This is a genomic window from Pseudophaeobacter sp. EL27 (assembly GCF_900313025.1).
Lineage (GTDB): Bacteria > Pseudomonadota > Alphaproteobacteria > Rhodobacterales > Rhodobacteraceae > Pseudophaeobacter.
On record NZ_OMPQ01000009.1, the window covers coordinates 58,489 to 76,063 of the forward strand.

Annotated in this window: 13 protein-coding genes; 10 read left to right on the forward strand and 3 right to left on the reverse strand. The window is 59.0% G+C overall.

Annotated features, from left to right (window positions below):
- Positions 1 to 2: 2 nt before the first annotated feature.
- The gene (gene hisS / locus ED661_RS08070) at positions 3 to 1,502 is read right to left on the reverse strand and encodes a histidine--tRNA ligase (RefSeq protein WP_122073422.1); all 1,500 of its coding nucleotides are present in this window, start codon (positions 1,500 to 1,502) and stop codon (positions 3 to 5) included.
- A gap of 203 nt (positions 1,503 to 1,705) precedes the next feature.
- Entirely contained in the window at positions 1,706 to 2,533 is an 828-nt protein-coding gene (locus ED661_RS08075; protein ID WP_122073423.1) for a crotonase/enoyl-CoA hydratase family protein, read from the reverse strand.
- Positions 2,534 to 2,644: 111 nt separating this feature from the next.
- Between ED661_RS08075 and ED661_RS08080 the strand changes: the two genes are divergently transcribed.
- From ED661_RS08080 to ED661_RS08090, 3 genes are all read left to right on the forward strand, one after another.
- Positions 2,645 to 2,839 carry a SlyX family protein gene (locus tag ED661_RS08080; protein WP_122073424.1) on the forward strand — a complete coding sequence of 65 codons (195 nt, stop codon included), beginning with the start codon at positions 2,645 to 2,647 and terminating at the stop codon, positions 2,837 to 2,839.
- 133 nt (positions 2,840 to 2,972) lie between these two features.
- Positions 2,973 to 3,599 carry a hypothetical protein gene (locus ED661_RS08085; protein ID WP_122073425.1) on the forward strand — a complete coding sequence of 209 codons (627 nt, stop codon included), beginning with the start codon at positions 2,973 to 2,975 and terminating at the stop codon, positions 3,597 to 3,599.
- Between the two features lie 157 nt (positions 3,600 to 3,756).
- Positions 3,757 to 4,176 carry a hypothetical protein gene (locus ED661_RS08090; RefSeq protein ID WP_162930083.1) on the forward strand — a complete coding sequence of 140 codons (420 nt, stop codon included), beginning with the start codon at positions 3,757 to 3,759 and terminating at the stop codon, positions 4,174 to 4,176.
- Between the two features lie 65 nt (positions 4,177 to 4,241).
- Here the strand turns inward: ED661_RS08090 and dnaE are convergent, their stop codons facing one another.
- Positions 4,242 to 7,754, reverse strand: coding sequence for a DNA polymerase III subunit alpha (gene dnaE / locus ED661_RS08095; protein WP_122073427.1), 3,513 nt, complete (start codon positions 7,752 to 7,754; stop codon positions 4,242 to 4,244).
- A gap of 440 nt (positions 7,755 to 8,194) precedes the next feature.
- Here dnaE and xdhA point away from each other — a divergent pair, with 440 nt between their 5' ends.
- From xdhA to ED661_RS08130, 7 genes are all read left to right on the forward strand, one after another.
- Positions 8,195 to 9,556: a xanthine dehydrogenase small subunit gene (gene xdhA / locus ED661_RS08100; RefSeq protein WP_122073428.1), complete on the forward strand. Its 1,362-nt coding sequence runs from the start codon at positions 8,195 to 8,197 to the stop codon at positions 9,554 to 9,556.
- Complete coding sequence (xdhB, locus tag ED661_RS08105) at positions 9,553 to 11,847, forward strand: xanthine dehydrogenase molybdopterin binding subunit (RefSeq protein ID WP_122073429.1); 2,295 nt, start codon at positions 9,553 to 9,555, stop codon at positions 11,845 to 11,847. The genes xdhA and xdhB overlap by 4 nt, the downstream gene beginning before the upstream one ends.
- The gene (xdhC, locus tag ED661_RS08110; protein WP_122073430.1) at positions 11,837 to 12,781 is read left to right on the forward strand and encodes a xanthine dehydrogenase accessory protein XdhC; all 945 of its coding nucleotides are present in this window, start codon (positions 11,837 to 11,839) and stop codon (positions 12,779 to 12,781) included. The genes xdhB and xdhC overlap by 11 nt, the downstream gene beginning before the upstream one ends.
- Positions 12,778 to 14,295 carry an ABC transporter ATP-binding protein gene (locus tag ED661_RS08115; protein WP_122073431.1) on the forward strand — a complete coding sequence of 506 codons (1,518 nt, stop codon included), beginning with the start codon at positions 12,778 to 12,780 and terminating at the stop codon, positions 14,293 to 14,295. The genes xdhC and ED661_RS08115 overlap by 4 nt, the downstream gene beginning before the upstream one ends.
- 66 nt (positions 14,296 to 14,361) lie before the next feature.
- A complete protein-coding gene (locus ED661_RS08120; RefSeq protein ID WP_122073432.1) occupies positions 14,362 to 15,441 on the forward strand; it encodes an ABC transporter permease in 1,080 nt (359 codons plus the stop codon).
- Positions 15,441 to 16,361, forward strand: a complete 921-nt coding sequence (locus ED661_RS08125; RefSeq protein WP_122073433.1) for an ABC transporter permease — start codon at positions 15,441 to 15,443, stop codon at positions 16,359 to 16,361. Before ED661_RS08120 ends, ED661_RS08125 begins: the two co-directional genes overlap by 1 nt.
- Positions 16,362 to 16,440: 79 nt before the next feature.
- A complete protein-coding gene (locus tag ED661_RS08130; protein ID WP_122073434.1) occupies positions 16,441 to 17,514 on the forward strand; it encodes a BMP family ABC transporter substrate-binding protein in 1,074 nt (357 codons plus the stop codon).
- Positions 17,515 to 17,575: the final 61 nt, after the last annotated feature.

Below are 17,575 nucleotides of genomic sequence, written 5' to 3' on the forward strand. Positions count from 1 at the left end.
GATCAATCCTGACTTTCGAGGATTTCGCGCACCTTGGCGACCAGGTCACCGCGCGGCACCTCAAACTGGCTGGGGCGTTCCTTCCACTCTTCCAGAGTGGCGCTTTCGGCGATCTTGGCGCCCAGGATCAGATCCTTGATCTGGATGACGCCGTTTGCCTTTTCGTCACCGCCTTCGATCACCGCAACGGGCGAATTGCGCCGATCTGCATATTTCAGCTGGTTGCCAAAGTTCTTGGGGTTGCCCAGGTAGACCTCAGCGCGGATGCCTGCATTGCGCAGTTCCGCCACCATGGTCTGGTAATCCGCCATGCGTGCCTTATCCATCACCGTGACCACGACCGGGCCCGTAGGCGTCGCACTGAGACGGCCCTTTTCACGCAGCGCTGCCAGCAGACGGTCAACGCCGATAGACAGGCCAGTGGCCGGTACTTCCTGCCCCGTGAAGCGTTTCACCAGATCATCATAGCGCCCGCCCCCGGCAACCGAGCCGAACTGCCGCTTGCGCCCCTTTTCGTCAAAGATCTCAAAGGTCAGTTCCGCCTCATAGACCGGGCCGGTGTAGTAGCCCAGGCCGCGCACGATGGAGGGATCAATCTCGATGCGGTCAGAGCCATAGCCACCGGCAGCCATCAGATCGCCGATCTGTTCCAGCTCGCCGATGCCCTCTGCCCCGACCTTGGAGGCGCCCACTGCCGCGCGCAGGTTCTCAAATGTCTTGGCAACATTGTCTGCCTTGGAGGTCAGGAAAGCCAGAACAGGCTCCACCTGATCATCACTGAGACCAACACCGTCGATATAGGCCCCCGAGGCATCCAGACGGCCCTTGGTCAGCAGCTCACGCACCCCGGCCTCGCCCACCTTGTCAAATTTGTCGATGGTGCGCAGCACATTGTCCTTTGCCGCCTGATCATCGCCCAGGCCCATGACCTCCAGCACGCCGTTCATCACCTTGCGGTTATTGACCCGCACCAGATAGTCACCGCGCGGAATGCCGACGGTTTCCAGCGTGTCCGACAGCATCATGCAGATCTCGGCATCTGCCGCCATCGAGGCGGTGCCCACGGTGTCGGCGTCGCACTGATAGAACTGGCGATAGCGGCCAGGTCCTGGCTTTTCATTGCGCCAGACCGGCCCCATCGCATAGCGGCGATAAGGCGTCGGCAGATCATTGCGGTGCTGAGCATAGACCCGCGCCAGCGGCGCCGTCAGGTCATAGCGCAGCGCCATCCAGTCACCCTTGTTGCTGTCGGGGTCGTGTTCATCGACCTCCTGCCAGGCAAAAACACCGGCATTGGGGCGTTCAACATCGGGCAGAAACTTGCCCAGCGCCTCGACGGTTTCCACCGCCGCGCTCTCCAGCGCCTCGAACCCGTAATGATGATAGACACCCGCGATGGAGCGCAGCATTTCAGAACGCTGTGTCACCTCTTCGCCGAAATAGTCACGAAATCCCTTGGGCGTTATCGCCTTGGGACGGGGCTGTTTCTTGATCTTGGCCATGAAAAGGCCTCCTCACGGGTGGGTTGGGGTCATTTACTCGCCGCGCGGTCTAGCCCAAGCCGTGCCTGTGGGCAAGGCGACAGGTTCGCCCCTGCCCTTTGCCGGCAGGGCAGATGCGCAGCAATCGAGCGCTGCCTAGGTCTTATGCGTAACATCTGTGCGACAGGCCTTCACCCTTTTACAGGTCCTGCCCAGTGCCACTGTCAGATCTGCGAAAAATCGCCCGACCGCCCCAGCCCCTCGGCAAAGCGCTGCGCCCCATCACGCCCTTCTGCCAGAAAGGTCTTGGCCGAACGCCATTCCCGCCGTAGCGCCGCGGCCAGATCCTGCGAGGGCATCTGCGCCGACAAATGATCCGCCCGCATACAGGCCTGCGGAAACCGGGTAAGATCCTGCGCCAGGGCCTGCGCCATATCCAGCGCCTCACCGCTGGGGGCCAGGCGATCCGCAAAGCCAATGCGATGGGCCTCTGGCGCAGGCAGGGTGCGCCCCGTCAGGATCAGATCATTGGCCCGGCCCTGCCCCAGGATTTGCGGCAGGCGCACAGTGCCGCCATCAATCAGCGGCACCCCCCAGCGGCGGCAATAGATGCCGGCAAAGGCATCCTCTGCCATGACACGCATATTGCACCAGGCGGCCAGTTCCATACCCCCCGCAACGGCCGGCCCCTCAATGGCGGCGATCACCGGTTTTGACAGCATCAGACGCGACGGTCCCATGGGGCCGGGGCGGGGATCCACCACCGGATCGCGCCAGTCCGCCTCAATGTCCAGCGAGGCCAGCCATTCATCCGACGCCCCACCGCCAGCGGATTTGAGGTCAAAGCCGGCGCAGAAATACCCGCCCTTGCCGGTCAGGACCGCGACCTGTGCGGTCTCGTCCGCCTCAAACCGCAAAAACGCCGCATAGAGCGCCCGCGCCGTGTCAGGCCCAACCGCATTGCGCATGTCGGGGCGACAGATGGAGATTGTCATGACGCCATCCCGCTGGCGGATCTCTACCGGTGGTTTTTGACCTTGGCTTGCAGACATGGCCCTCTCCCTTCTTGGTTGTGTCACGCATTTTACCCCCAGCCTGCGCGTCTTGCCCATGGACCGACAAGGGGAAGAGGCATATGACGTTGCGCAGCTATGGAGAGTTACATGCAAGCCTTGGAAGAACAGATCGCCCACCTGACCCGCACCGTCGAGGAGCTGAGCGACGTGGTTGCCAACCAGCAAAGTGAGCTCGACCGGCTCTCCAAACGGGTGCGTATGCTGATGGAACGCGAAGCCGGGCGCGAGCAAGGCGGTGGTGGCGCGCATGTCTTTGGCGACGAGCGCCCACCGCATTACTGAACCCCGCGCCGGGTCTCGCTGCAAATTCCCCTTGTTTTATGGGCTCTGCCACCTCAGGCTGGGGCATCTTTTTTGCTGACCCTCCGTGTCAGCCCAGTTTTTGTAGGTGACCCAGTTTAAGGGAGCGGATTTCATGGCCGAGACAAAGGACCCCGTGGACTATGTTCAGGAGGCAATCGTCAAGCACCAGGAACGGGTGCTGAGGTTCTACAAAACCCTGTGGAAGCGGATCAAATCCCTGCTCAAACCGCTCAAGGATTTCCTGAAGGATCTGCTTTCGGCAACGAAGGAGATCGCCAAGACCGTCGGCAAGCGCGTCATCAGCATGATCACCACAAGCCTCCGCGCCATTCTGGATCTGCTGACACGGCTGGAGAAAGTGCTGAAATCCGTCATCCTGCTGGGCAAGCGCATTCTCGCCACCCTGCGCAAAGCGACGGATCAGGTCAAAGCCATCCGGTTTTTGAAAACCGTGGTGCGCAAATACGTCGAGTTCATCAAGAAGATATGGGCGATGATTACAGATCTGGCAAAACAGATCGGGCTTCTGGACGGCGCCATTGCCATCCTTGATACCTTCAGCACGGTGCTGAGCTTTGTGTTCAACTGGATCAGTGCGTTTATCAAAGGCATCACGATGATGTCGCGCAACATTGGTCGCCATTTGAAGCAGGGGATCAAGGCCTTTGTCAAAGAGCGCAAGGAGGCAATCCAGCTGGGCCGCTATGTTGCCAAGATGCCGGTGCCAAAGCCGGGATAGCGCAATAACCGGATTGCTTTGGAAACCGCCGGGGGAGCGCCCGACCCTAGGTGGCTGCGAAGCGCCCTCCCATTTTGCTGGAAGCAAACTTGCAGTTTGAAGGGAGGGTCGGGCGCTGCCCGGTCTATCGACCGAGAACACCAAACTCATCTTAGGCATGCCGCTCGAAACGATAGAAATGCAGTTGCAATGTCCGCTTCCCCAAAAACAAAAAAAGCTCGCAGCACCCCTTGAACAAAAAGAGAACACTATTAACTGGATACCAATGCAATCTAGAACAGGAAGCAAAATGGATTTTAAACTTGAACGGGTGAATCCCAATCTGTTGAACGTTAAAGTATCTGGCACATCTGAAACAACGGAACGGCTTTACGACCATGTTAAAAAACTAGCTGAGCAGATTGAGGAATTGAAACTCGAGTTGAAAACTTTTGACAATGGCCGCCAAGTCTTCTCAGGATCCAAAGGCTCAACGCTCGAAAACGTTACCAATCTAGAAATTGAACGACTGCAGAAAAACATATCGATGAACACCGCCATCATTGAAGATCTGGTTACCATTCTTCAGCCGAAATAGGCGACATCACAGCTAGCTGCTCCCTCTCAAGCTTTGATTTTAGCCATAAGTTTCCACGCGCAAGCTTAGATCTCCTCGACCTCCATCACCCCTTCCAGCGACTTTAGCGCGCCTTTGATCTGTGGGTTGATGGGGAACATCTGGCCCAAGTTCATTTCCACATCGCCCGGCAAATCTGAATCCTGCAGGTAAAGATAGATCTCTCCGGGGCTGGCGCTGCGGGCGGCGGATTTGGCGTCTTCCAACACCGTCGCCACCGTGCTGATCGCCGTTGCATCCTCCAGATAGATCCGCAATGAGGAGCGCCCGGCATCAGCCACCGCCGCATCCACCGGTCCGGCAGAGCGCATCAGCAGCTTGAGCTGATCGCTCTCCATCGTGGCCTCGGCGGTGATCACCACCTTGGATCCGGTATCAAGGTACTCGCGGGCCTTTTCCAGGACATCCGAGAAGATCGTCACCTCATACCCACCGGTGGTATCCGACAGCTGCGCAAAGGCAAACCGGTTGCCGCGCGCTGATTTGCGCTCTTGCCGCCCGGCAACCACCCCGGCCATTTTGGCCATAAAGGGCCCGCGCTCGGCCTTTGCCATGACCTCATCCAGGGTCATTACATCCTTGCGCTTCAGCGCGGGCATATAGTCGTCCAGCGGATGGCCCGACAGATAGAACCCGATCGCCTTGAACTCTTCTGACAGGCGCTCGGCCGGCAGCCAGTCGGGGGTATTGGCCAGACGCGGTTCCGGCAGATCATCGCCCGCCTCGCCAAACAGGGAAACCTGGTTAGAGTTCTTCTGCTCATGGATGGCATTGGAGTAATTCACCAGCCCTTCGAGGCTGTCAAAGATCCGGCGGCGGTTGCGGTCCAGCTGGTCAAAGGCTCCCGCTCGGGCCAGCATCTCCAGCGGGCGCTTGCCGATCTTCTTGAGGTTCACCCGGCGGGCAAAGTCGAAGATATTGACAAAGGGCTGTTCGTGGCCGTGTTCGCTCCGCGCTTCGGCCACCAGTCGCATCACATCCATGCCGACGTTTTTCAGCGCGCCCAGCGCATAGACCAGCTCTCCGTTGACCACATTAAAGGTTGCCAATGAACGGTTCACACAGGGCGGCACATAGGGCAGCCCAAGTCCCTTTTTGACCTCTTCAAAATAGACCGCCAGCTTATCCGTCAGATGGATATCGCAGTTCATCACCCCGGCCATGAACTCCACCGGGTGGTTCGCCTTGAGCCAGCCGGTCTGATAGGACACCACCGCATAGGCCGCCGCGTGGGATTTGTTGAAACCGTAGTTGGCGAATTTCTCCAGAAGGTCAAATACCTCGGAGGCCTTTTTCGCAGGCACGCCGTTTTCCCCGGCGCCTTTTTCAAATTTGGGACGTTCGGCGTCCATCGCCTCTTTGATCTTTTTACCCATGGCGCGACGCAACAGATCAGCGCCGCCAAGGCTATAGCCCGCCATGACCTGGGCAATCTGCATAACCTGTTCCTGGTAAACGATAATACCCTGGGTCTCTTCCAGGATATGGTCGATCAGCGGGTGCACGGATTCGATCTTTTTGAGGCCGTTTTTTACCTCGCAATAGGTCGGGATATTCTCCATCGGGCCCGGACGATACAACGCCACCAGCGCCACAATATCCTCGATACAGTTGGGCTTCATCCGCTTCAGCGCATCCATCATGCCGGTGGATTCCACCTGGAACACCGCCACGGTCTTGGCTGCGGAATAGAGCTTATAGGTGGGCTCATCATCTAGCGGAATGGCGTTGATCTCATTCACCGCGCCTTCCGGCGGCTCATAAAGCGTGGTCCCATCGGCGGCCACGTGCAGATCCCGCCCCGACTGTTTGATCAGATCCACCGCGTTTTGAATAACGGTGAGGGTTTTCAGGCCCAGAAAGTCAAACTTGACCAGCCCGGCCTGTTCCACCCATTTCATGTTGAACTGGGTTGCGGGCATGTCTGATCGCGGATCGCGGTAGAGCGGCACCAGGGCATCCAATGGCCGGTCGCCAATCACAACACCCGCAGCGTGGGTGCCCGCTGAGCGCAGCAGCCCTTCGACCTGCATGCCGTATTTCAGCAACCGGTCCACAACGGGCTCGTTCTTGGCTTCTTCCTGCAGGCGGGGCTCTTCCTTCAGAGAGTCCACGATCGACATTGGTTTGACGCCCTCGACCGGGATCAGCTTTGATAGACGATCCACCTGGCCATAAGGCATCTGCAAGACGCGGCCCATGTCGCGCACCGCCGCCTTGGACAGGAGCGCACCAAAGGTGATGATCTGGCCGACCTTGTCGCGGCCATATTTCTCCTGCACGTATTTGATCACCTCTTCGCGGCGATCCATACAAAAGTCGATGTCAAAGTCGGGCATCGATACCCGTTCCGGGTTCAAGAACCGCTCAAACAGCAGCGAGTAGCGCAGCGGATCAAGGTCGGTGATGGTCAAGGCATAAGCCACCAGTGAACCCGCACCCGAGCCCCGCCCCGGTCCTACCGGGATATCGTGATCCTTGGCCCATTGGATAAAATCAGCAACGATCAGGAAGTAGCCAGGGAACCCCATGCCCTCGATGATGTCGAGCTCAAAATCCAGCCGCTCCTGATACTCCTCGACTGTGACCGCATGAGGGATCACCGACAGGCGGTTTTGCAGCCCCTCATTGGCAATACGACGCAGTTCGGCGACCTCATCATCGGCAAACTTGGGCAGGATGGGGTCGCGCAGATAGGCCTTAAAGGCGCAACGCTTGGCGATTTCCACAGTGTTTTCAATCGCCTCAGGAAGATCGGCAAACAGCGCGACCATCTCCTCCTGAGACTTGAAGTAATGCTGCGCGGTCAGGCGGCGGCGGGGTTCCGACTGATCTACATAGGCGCCTTCAGCGATACAGATCATCGCGTCATGGGCCTCATACATTTCCGTATTGGGGAAATAGACATCATTGGTGGCCACCAGCGGCAGATCCATCGCATAAGCCATTTCCACATGGCCGCGCTCGCTCAGCTTTTCGGCCTCGGGCTGGCCATCCTCACCGGGGTGACGCTGCAGCTCCACATAGAGCCGATCGGCAAAGATCGCCTTGAGCCGCTGCATCAACGCTTCGGCGGCCGGGCGCTGCCCTTGTCGCAGCAGACGTCCCACCGGCCCATCCGGTCCACCACTAAGGCAGATCACGTCCTCGCAGTGCTCCGCCAGTTCCTCCAGCGTGACATAGGGCAACTCGCTGCCCTGACGCATATAGAGACAGGAATTGAGCTTCATCAGATGCTCATAGCCGGTCTCGCTCTGGGCCAGCAGAACCAGCGGCGCCGGCGCCTGGGGGCGCTCCCCCGGGGCAGGCTCGGCAAAGCGCATATCCATTTGACAGCCCACAATTGGCTGTACCCCTGCCCCGCTGGCAGAGACTGAGAACTCGAGTGCCGAAAACAGGTTGTTGCTATCGGTCACCGCAATTGCCGGCATTTCGTGCTTTTTACACAGATCCGGCAGCTTTTTCAGACGCAAAGCGCCTTCAAGCAGGGAGTATTCCGTATGGCTGCGCAGGTGAATGAATCGTGGAGCATTTGTCATGAGCGCCAAGCTATCCGATCCCCCGCGCAAGGATAAGAGCTGATCTTGCGCCAGACCGCCAAGTCTGCGAGCAATTGCGGCTTTTTCAAAACGATGCTGGATTGATCAGATCTCAGGGTGAGTGCCGCCTCTTGCATCGAGATGCCCCTTGTAAATTCAGGATGATTATCAAATGATGTTTGAAAGTCCTATGCGCCAGAGCCCCGATTGCGGCAAGCATGCAAAAGGAAGTGCTTTAATTATAACGGCATGCGCCTGTATACGGCAAGAATCTTGCGTCCGCAAAATTCTGCACCGCAGAGTCGCTTTTTCTTGCCAGAGCAAGGCAGAGCTTCCTAGGCTGAGGCAAGCAAGCAAATAAAAAAACGCCCGCTATTCCTTCTACGTCGCATCGAAGGTCTGGCACCGGGGGGAACCAAGTAACGCGACGGGTTTCTAAGATGACAATCACCTTTCATCTGAACGATGAAGAGGTTGTGCTGCAGGAGTATGATCCTTCGGCCACGCTGCTTGATTTTTTACGCGAAGACCAGGGTTTGACCGGCACCAAAGAAGGTTGCAATGAAGGCGATTGTGGCGCCTGCACCGTAATGGTGACGGATAAGGCAGGCTCCAAGCCGCTGAATTCCTGCATCCTGTTCCTACCGCAGCTCAACGGTAAATCCATCCGCACGGTTGAGGGCGCGGCTGATGCCGATGGCACCCTGCACCCGGTACAGAACGCAATGATCACCCATCACGGCAGCCAGTGCGGCTTCTGCACACCCGGCTTTGTCATGTCGATGGTCACCGCTCATAAGAACGGCGCGACGGATCATGATGTGCAGCTGGCCGGCAATCTGTGCCGGTGCACCGGTTATGCGCCAATCATTCGCGCCGCCGAGGCCGTCGAGGCCCAACCCGTCCCACAATGGATCACCAAAGAACCCCTACCCGCAGCATCTGATTCCGCCGCGATTCCGCGATCTTCTGATGCTCTGGCTGCGCGCTATGCCGCCAATCCGGAGGCGAGGCTGGTCGCCGGAGCCACCGATCTGGGTCTTTGGGTCACCAAGGGCCTGCGCGATCTGGGCGAGATGATTTTTCTCGATGGCTGTGACGACCTGAAACAGATTGAGAACAGCGACCATGAAATACGCTTTGGCGCCATGGTAGATATGAACCGTGTGCGCGAAGCCATTACGCCGCTGCACCCCTCTTATGGGGAAATGATCCGCCGCTTTGCCAGCCAGCAAGTGCGGGCTGCGGCGACAATTGGCGGCAATATTGCCAATGGCTCCCCCATTGGCGACAACCCGCCTGCGCTCATCGCTTTGGGGGCACGTCTGCACCTGCGACAGGGCGACAGCCGCCGCGAGATTGCTTTGGAAGACTTCTTTATCGACTACGGCAAACAGGATCGCCACCCCGGTGAATTCATTGAGGCAGTGAGCATCCCGCGCCAGGAAGATTGCCTGCGAGTCTATAAATTATCCAAACGCTTTGATCAGGATATCTCTGCGGTGCTTGGCGCCTTTAACATCACCCTGAGCGATGGTTGGGTGAGTAGCGCCCGCATTGCCTTTGGCGGGATGGCTGGCACCCCCAAACGGGCCGCACATCTGGAGGCAGCTCTGATTGGACAGGCCTGGGATGAAGCGAGCATTACCAAGGCCATGGCCGTGCTGGAGCAGGATTTCACCCCGCTGAGCGATATGCGCGCCTCGGCGGAGTACAGACTGGAAACCGCGCGTAACCTGCTGATGCGTTACTTCAATGACACCAATGGCGAAACCCAATCGGTTCTGGAGGTGCAGGCATGAGCGTTGCAAAACCCCTGCCCCATGACGCGGCCAAACTCCATGTCACTGGCAAGGCCCGCTATGTGGATGACACGCCTCTGCCGCGCGATGCGCTGCATCTGGCCTTTGGCCTGTCGGCAATTGCCAAGGGGCGGATCACTGAGATGGATTTGTCAGCTGTCAAATCCAGCCCCGGCGTGGTGGCGGTGCTGACTGCTGCCGATCTGCCCTTTACCAATGATGTCTCGCCCTCGATCCATGATGAACCGCTTTTGTCCGATGGCACGGTGCATTACCTGGGTCAGCCGCTGTTTCTGGTGGTGGCCAAAAGCCATCGTGCGGCGCGGGTGGCGGCGCGTAAAGGCGCAATTTCCTACGCTGAAGAAGAGGCATTGCTGACCCTGGATGCGGCCCTCGCCGCTGATAGCCGGTTTGAAGAGGGCCCACGCATCTACCAGAAGGGCGATGCCGCCAGTGCCATCTCCAAGGCCCCGCATCAGGTTGAGGGCACATTTGAACTGGGTGGCCAGGAGCATTTTTATCTGGAAGGTCAGGCCGCCCTGGCCCTGCCGCAGGAAGACGGCGCCATGCTGGTGAATTCCTCGACCCAGCACCCGACCGAAATCCAACACAAGGTGGCTGAAGCCATTGGGTTGCCAATGCATTCGGTGCGGGTGGAGATCCGGCGTATGGGGGGCGGCTTTGGCGGTAAGGAAAGTCAGGGCAATGCCCTGGCCGTGGCCTGCGCCGTTGCCGCGCGTCAGACAGGCAGGCCCTGCAAGATGCGCTATGATCGCGATGATGACATGGTGATTACTGGCAAACGCCATGCCTTTCGCATCTCTTATCGCGCCGGATATGACAAAACGGGACGTCTGCACGGGGTAGAATTTACTCATCTGGTCAATTGTGGCTGGGCACAGGATCTGTCGCTGCCAGTAGCGGACCGGGCCATGCTGCATTCGGACAATGCCTATGCGATCCCGACGATCCGTATTGAGAGCCACCGGTTGAAAACCAATCTGCAAAGCGCCACCGCTTATCGCGGCTTTGGCGGGCCGCAGGGGATGGTGGGGATCGAGCGGGTGATGGATCATATCGCCTATGATCTTGGGATGGATCCTGTCGCGCTGCGGCGGTGCAACTATTACGACGCCCCTGAGGAAATGTCTCAGGACAACACCACGCCCTATGGGATGCAGGTCAGCGATTTTGAGTTGCATGAGTTGACCGACCAACTGCTGGAAAGCGCCGACTATGCAGCGCGTAAATCCGAGATTGCCAATTGGAACGCCGGACAAAGGGATCTGAAACGCGGGCTGGCTTTTTCGCCGGTGAAGTTTGGCATATCCTTTACCCTCACCCATCTCAACCAGGCCGGAGCCTTGGTGCATGTCTACCAGGATGGTTCGGTGCATCTGAACCATGGTGGCACCGAGATGGGCCAGGGGCTGTTTCAGAAGGTGGCGCAGGTGGCGGCCAGTCGGTTTGGGATCTCAATGGCAAAGGTGAAGATCACTGCCACCGATACCGCAAAGGTGCCCAATACCTCAGCTACGGCGGCCTCTTCCGGGACTGATCTGAATGGCATGGCGGTGAAAGCGGCCTGTGACACCATCCGCACCCGCATGGCTGTTTTTCTGGCAGAACGCTACCAGACGGATGCCAAATCCATCGCGTTTTTGCAAGATCAGGTCCGTATTGGGGAAGAGGTGATCTCCTTCGATGAGGCGGCAAAACTGTGCTATGAGGGACGGGTTAGTCTCTCGGCCACCGGGTTTTACAAGACGCCAAGCCTGAAATGGGATCGCATCAAGGGCCAGGGGAGACCGTTTTTCTACTTTGCCTATGGGGCCTCATTAACTGAGGTGGTTGTGGATCGTCGCTCCGGTGAAAACCGCATCCTGCGCACGGATATTTTGCACGATGCTGGGGCCTCGCTGAACCCGGACCTGGACATTGGCCAGGTCGAGGGCGGCTATGTGCAGGGCGCAGGTTGGCTGACCACGGAGGAGCTGATCTGGGATGACACGGGGAACCTGCGCACCCATGCGCCCTCGACTTACAAGATTCCGGCTTGTTCAGACCGGCCCGATATCTTCAACGTAGCGCTCTATCAGGGGGAAAACCGCGAGGACAGTATATACCGTTCCAAGGCGGTTGGAGAGCCGCCCTTTATGTTGGGGATCTCAGCCTGGCTGGCGATCAGCGATGCGGTGGCGCAGTTTGGCGAGACCTATCCGGCGCTGGATGCCCCAGCCACGGCGGAAGAAGTCTGGCGTAGGGCCCGGAGGCAGAGCAATGGGGTTTGATCTGGAGGCGTTACGGAGCTCCGTGCAGGCGCATGGCCGGGTGACCCGCGTTGTGATCGCCGCTATTCGCGGCTCTTCCCCACGCGAAGTTGGTGCCGCCATGCTGGTCTGGGACCAGGGGCAGAGCGGCACAATTGGCGGTGGTGCGCTGGAGTATGAGGCCGCGGAGGCCGCGCGTAGGCAGACCCTGAAAACCAAGCTCAGCAGTCATGCCCTGGGACCCGACCTGGGCCAGTGCTGCGGTGGATCGGTCACATTGCTGAGAGAAACCTATGACAGGGAAGATTTGGCGCAACTGGGCGGGGAGGTCATTTTGCGCCCTGCCACACCGGAGGCAGCCAAAAGCCCGCCCTTGGCCGCAAAACGCCTGTTGGCGCAGATGCGCGCGCAGGGGCAACGCCCTGACCCGCAATTGATTGATCATTGGATGCTGGAGCCGGTTCACGCCCCACAAACAGACCTATGGATCTGGGGGGCTGGCCATGTGGGCCGGGCATTGGTGGATGTAATGGCGCCATTGCCAGATCTGGCGATCACATGGGTGGACACCTCACCGGAGCGATTTCCACCGCATATCCCGGCGGGTGTCACCATGTTGCCAGGTCAGAATCCGACGCTCTTGCTGCGTCATGCACCGGTAAATGCACAACATCTGGTGTTGACCTATTCCCATGAGCTGGATCTGGCGCTATGCCATGCACTGCTACTGCATGGGTTTTCCTTTGCGGGGCTTATTGGCTCGGCTACCAAATGGGCGCGATTCCGCAGCCGGTTGGCAGCTCTGGGCCATGGCCCGGCCGAGATTGCCCGCATCACCTGTCCGATCGGTGACCCGAGCCTGGGCAAACACCCGCAGATGATTGCGGTCGGCGTCGCGGCGGAGCTGTTGGCGCGGGCTACGACCAAAGAGATGAAAGAGGAGCTGCGCGCGTGACTGAGGTACTCTTGAGCCTGAAGGGCCTGACCAAGGCCTACCCCGGCGTGGTGGCCAATGACTCCGTCTCCTTTGATATCGGCGCAGGCGAAGTGCATGCGCTGCTGGGCGAAAACGGCGCCGGAAAATCCACCCTGGTCAAGATGATCTACGGGTTGGTGAAACCCGACAGCGGCGAGATGCTGCTGCGCGGCGTGCCTTTTGCACCCAGCGAGCCCCGCCAGGCCCGCGCCGATGGGATTGCAATGGTGTTTCAGCATTTCTCGCTGTTTGACGCGCTCAACGTGGCGGAAAACATTGCCCTGGGCATGGAAAACCCGCCGGCGCTGCGCGATCTGGCAACAAAGATTCGCGAAGTATCTGAGGCCTATGGGCTGCCATTGGACCCCTATCGCACTGTTGGCGATCTCTCCGCTGGGGAACGTCAGCGGGTTGAGATCATTCGTTGCCTGCTGCAGGATCCAAAGCTGCTGATCATGGATGAACCCACCAGCGTTTTGACCCCGCAAGAGGTCGAAATCCTGTTTCAGACCCTGGAAAAACTGCGGGCCGAGGGCACCTCGATCCTCTATATCAGCCATAAGCTGGAAGAAATCCGCACGCTTTGTGATCATGCGACCATCCTGCGCCTTGGCAAAAACGTCGGTGAGTGTGTTCCCGCAGAGACCTCTGCCAGTGAAATGGCTGAACTGATGGTGGGTGCGGCGCTCACCCCGCCCAAGCGCGGCAATCGTGATTTTGGCGCTGTGGCGATGGATATTTCCGGCCTATCGGTGCCCTCGCCTTCGGCCTTTGGCACCGCGCTGCGCAATGTACATCTGACCGTGCGCCGCGGCGAGATCCTTGGCATTGGCGGCGTCGCCGGCAATGGCCAGGATGAGCTGCTCTCGGTGCTGTCTGGCGAGGTACTAACCCAGACAGATGCGGTCAAGCTCGGCGCTGATCCCATTGGACACCTTGGCCCTGTGGCGCGGCGCGCGCTTGGCGTGCTGGCGGCTCCCGAAGAGCGTCTGGGCCATGCCGCCGCCCCTGACATGAGCCTGACTGAAAACGCCATGCTGACCGGGGCCACGCGAGAAGGTCTGGTGAAAAACGGCTTTCTGAAATGGGCCGCTGCCAAAGAATTTGCCGAGCGGGTGATCGAAGCGTTTGACGTGCGCACCCCAGGGCCTGAGAATGCTGCGCGCTCGCTCTCGGGTGGCAACCTGCAGAAATTTGTCATTGGCCGCGAGGTCTTGCAACGCCCCGAGGTTCTGGTGGTGAACCAACCCACCTGGGGGGTGGATGCCTCGGCGGCAGCGGCCATTCGCCAATCCTTGCTGGATCTGGCCGCAGGCGGCGCCGCAGTCATTTGCATCAGCCAGGATCTGGACGAGCTGATGGAGATTTCAGATAGTTTTGCCGCCCTCAACGAGGGACGGCTGTCGGCGCCGCGTCCGGCAGAGGGGCTGACGGTGGAAGAGATCGGCCTGATGATGGGCGGCGCTCATGGCATGGAGGTGGCGCATGTTTGAGACCACTCGCACAAGTTTCGCCTTCGGCGAGAATATTTGGGGAAAGATGATACAGGGGGCCGCGCAATGATCCGGTTAGAAAAACGGCCACAGCCATCGCGCGCCTGGTCGTTGGCCACGCCGCTGATCGCGGTACTGGCCACCATGATTGCCGGCGGGCTGCTCTTTGCACTTCTGGGCAAGGACCCGGTCGAGGCCATCCGTACCATTTTCTGGGAGCCGCTCTTTGGCGAGTTTTCCTTTTATTACCGCCCCCAACTTCTGGTGAAGGGTGCGCCGCTGGTGCTGATCGCCATTGGTTTGTCGCTTGGGTTCAAGGCGGGCATCTGGAACATTGGCGCCGAGGGGCAATATATCATGGGCGCCCTGGTTGGCGCAGGCATTGGTCTCGCCTTTTATCCGCTGGAAGCCTGGTATGTCTTTCCGCTGATGGTGATTGGCGGCGCCTTTGGCGGCTGGCTTTGGGCGATGATCCCGGCCTATCTGAAGACCCGCTTTGGCACCAATGAGATCCTGGTGTCCTTGATGCTGGTCTATGTCGCCGAACAGTTCCTTGCCTCCATGTCGCTGGGATTAATGCGCAATCCAGAAGGCCACGGCTTTCCCGGTTCGCGCAATTTCAACAGCTATGAGGGCGCCAGCAGCTGGATTAATGAAAACGCTGGCATGCACTGGGGCGTGGTTGCCGCCCTCATTGCGGTGATCTTTGCCTATGTGCTCTTGAACCGCCACATGGTGGGCTATCACATCCGGCTTACCGGCGAAGCGCCTCGTGCGGCCAAGTTTGCCGGGGTGAACCCGGCCCGCCTAATCCTGTTCTGCCTTGGCACCTCTGGCATGCTGGCCGGGCTTGCCGGGTTGTTCGAGGTCTCTGGTCCCTCGGGGCAGGTCTCGATCGATTTCAACGTCGGCTATGGGTTTACCGCCATTATCGTCGCCTTCCTGGGACGATTGCACCCGGTGGGTATCCTGCTGGCGGGCGGGCTGATGGCGCTGACTTACATTGGCGGTGATATTGCCCAGTCGAACCTGCAACTGCCCTCTGCCGCCATTCAGGTGTTCCAGGGAATGCTCTTGTTCTTCCTCTTGGCCTTTGACCTTCTGACCAATTTCCGCATCTCGCTTGGCAAACCGGAGGTCGCGTAATGGATCTTTCTGCAATTAACCCGATCCTGCTTGTCGCCTCACTGATGGTGGCCGCAACACCGCTGCTGTTTGCCGCTATTGGCGAATTGGTGGTGGAGAAATCCGGGGTGCTGAACCTCGGGGTTGAGGGGATGATGATCATTGGCGCTGTGGCAGGTTTTGCCACCGCTGTTGAGAGCGGCTCTCCTATGTTGGGCTTTGTGGCCGCTGCCGGGGCTGGTGCTGGGCTCTCGGTCCTGTTTGCGGTGCTGACGCAATATGCCCAGGCCAATCAGGTGGCCTCTGGCCTGTCGCTGACGCTATTTGGTCTCGGACTCTCAGCCCTGATGGGGCAGAGCTATGTCGGCATCAAACCGCCGCAGATGCAGAAACTGGATATTCCGGTGTTGAGCGATCTGCCGGTGGTCGGCCCGATCCTCTTTGGTCATGATCTGATGCTCTATGTAGCGCTGGGGGTGATCACTGCCGTCTGGGCCGTGATCAAGTTCAGCCGTATCGGTTTGGTGCTGCGCGCCGTCGGTGAAAACCACGATGCCGCCCATGCGTTGGGGTACAAGGTTGTGCGTATCCGCATCATGGCCATCATGTTTGGCGGGGCCTGTGCCGGGCTAGGCGGCGCCTACATCAGCCTGATCCGCGTGCCACAATGGACCGAAGGCATGACGGCGGGCATTGGCTGGATTGCCCTGGCCCTGGTGGTCTTTGCCAGCTGGAAGCCCTGGCGGGTGCTGCTGGGTGCCTATCTTTTTGGCGGTGTCACCGTTGTGCAGCTCAATCTTCAGGCCGCAGGCGTTGCCATCCCGGTAGAGTATCTGGCAATGTCGCCCTATCTGATCACCATTCTGGTGCTTGTCATCCTATCGGCCGACAAAAGCAGCGCACCGGCTGCTTTGGGCCGAAACTTCCACGCCGCGCGCTGACTGTCAGCGCCTGGCCTACGACTTGTCCGGGGCTAAGTCTCCCGGGCACAATTAAAAACCAACTCGGGGGATCCCTTTGATGAAACTGACTAATCTTATGACCAGCGCCGCTATGGCCTTTGGTCTTGCAACCGCAGCCCTGGCTGATGATCCGACCAAAGTCGGCTTTGTTTACGTTGGCCCAGTGGGTGACGGCGGCTGGACCTATGAGCACGACCAGGGCCGCAAGGCGGTTGTTGCCGAATTTGGCGACAAGGTCGAAACTGTCTATGTTGAAAACGTCGCAGAAGGCCCCGATGCCGAGCGAGTGATCACCCAGATGGCCCTGCAGGGTGCCGACCTGATCTTCACCACCTCCTTTGGTTACATGGATCCCACCATCAACGTGGCGGCCAAATTCCCCAATGTGCGTTTTGAGCACGCCACCGGCTACAAGCAGGCCGACAACGTCGCCACCTATTCGGCGCGTTTCTACGAGGGCCGCGCGGTGCAGGGCACCATCGCGGGGAATATGACCAAGAGCAACATCGTGGGCTACATCGGCTCCTACCCGATCCCCGAAGTGATCCGCGGCATCAACTCTGCCTATATTCACGCCAAGAAAGTGAACCCCGACGTTGAGTTCAAAATCGTCTGGGCCTTCACCTGGTTTGACCCCGCCAAAGAGGCCGACGCTGCCAAGGTTCTGATCGAACAGGGCGCGGACGTGATCCTGCAGCACACCGATTCCACCGCGCCACAGGCAGCGGCTCAGGCTGCTGGCAACGTGATCACCTTTGGTCAGGCCTCCGATATGGCCGAGTATGGCCCACTGCCACGGGTTTCTTCGATCATCGATGACTGGGCGCCCTACTACATCGCCCGCACCCAGGCCGTCATGGATGGCACCTGGGCCAGCGGCAACACCTGGGACGGCATTGGCGCCGGCATGGTTGGCATCGGTGAAATCTCCGACTCGGTTCCTGCTGATGTAAAAGAAGCTGCCCTGGCAATGAAAGCCGCCCTGGCGGATGGCTCCTACCACGCCTTCACCGGCCCTATCAACAAACAGGACGGTTCGGCTTGGCTGGCCGAGGGTGAAGTTGCAGATGACGGCACCCTGGCTGGTATGAGCTTCTATGTCGAAGGCATCGAAGGCGACATCCCGCAGTAAGCGTCCTCTATCGACAGATGTAGAAAGGCCCGCCAATTGGCGGGCCTTTTTCTTTGTACTG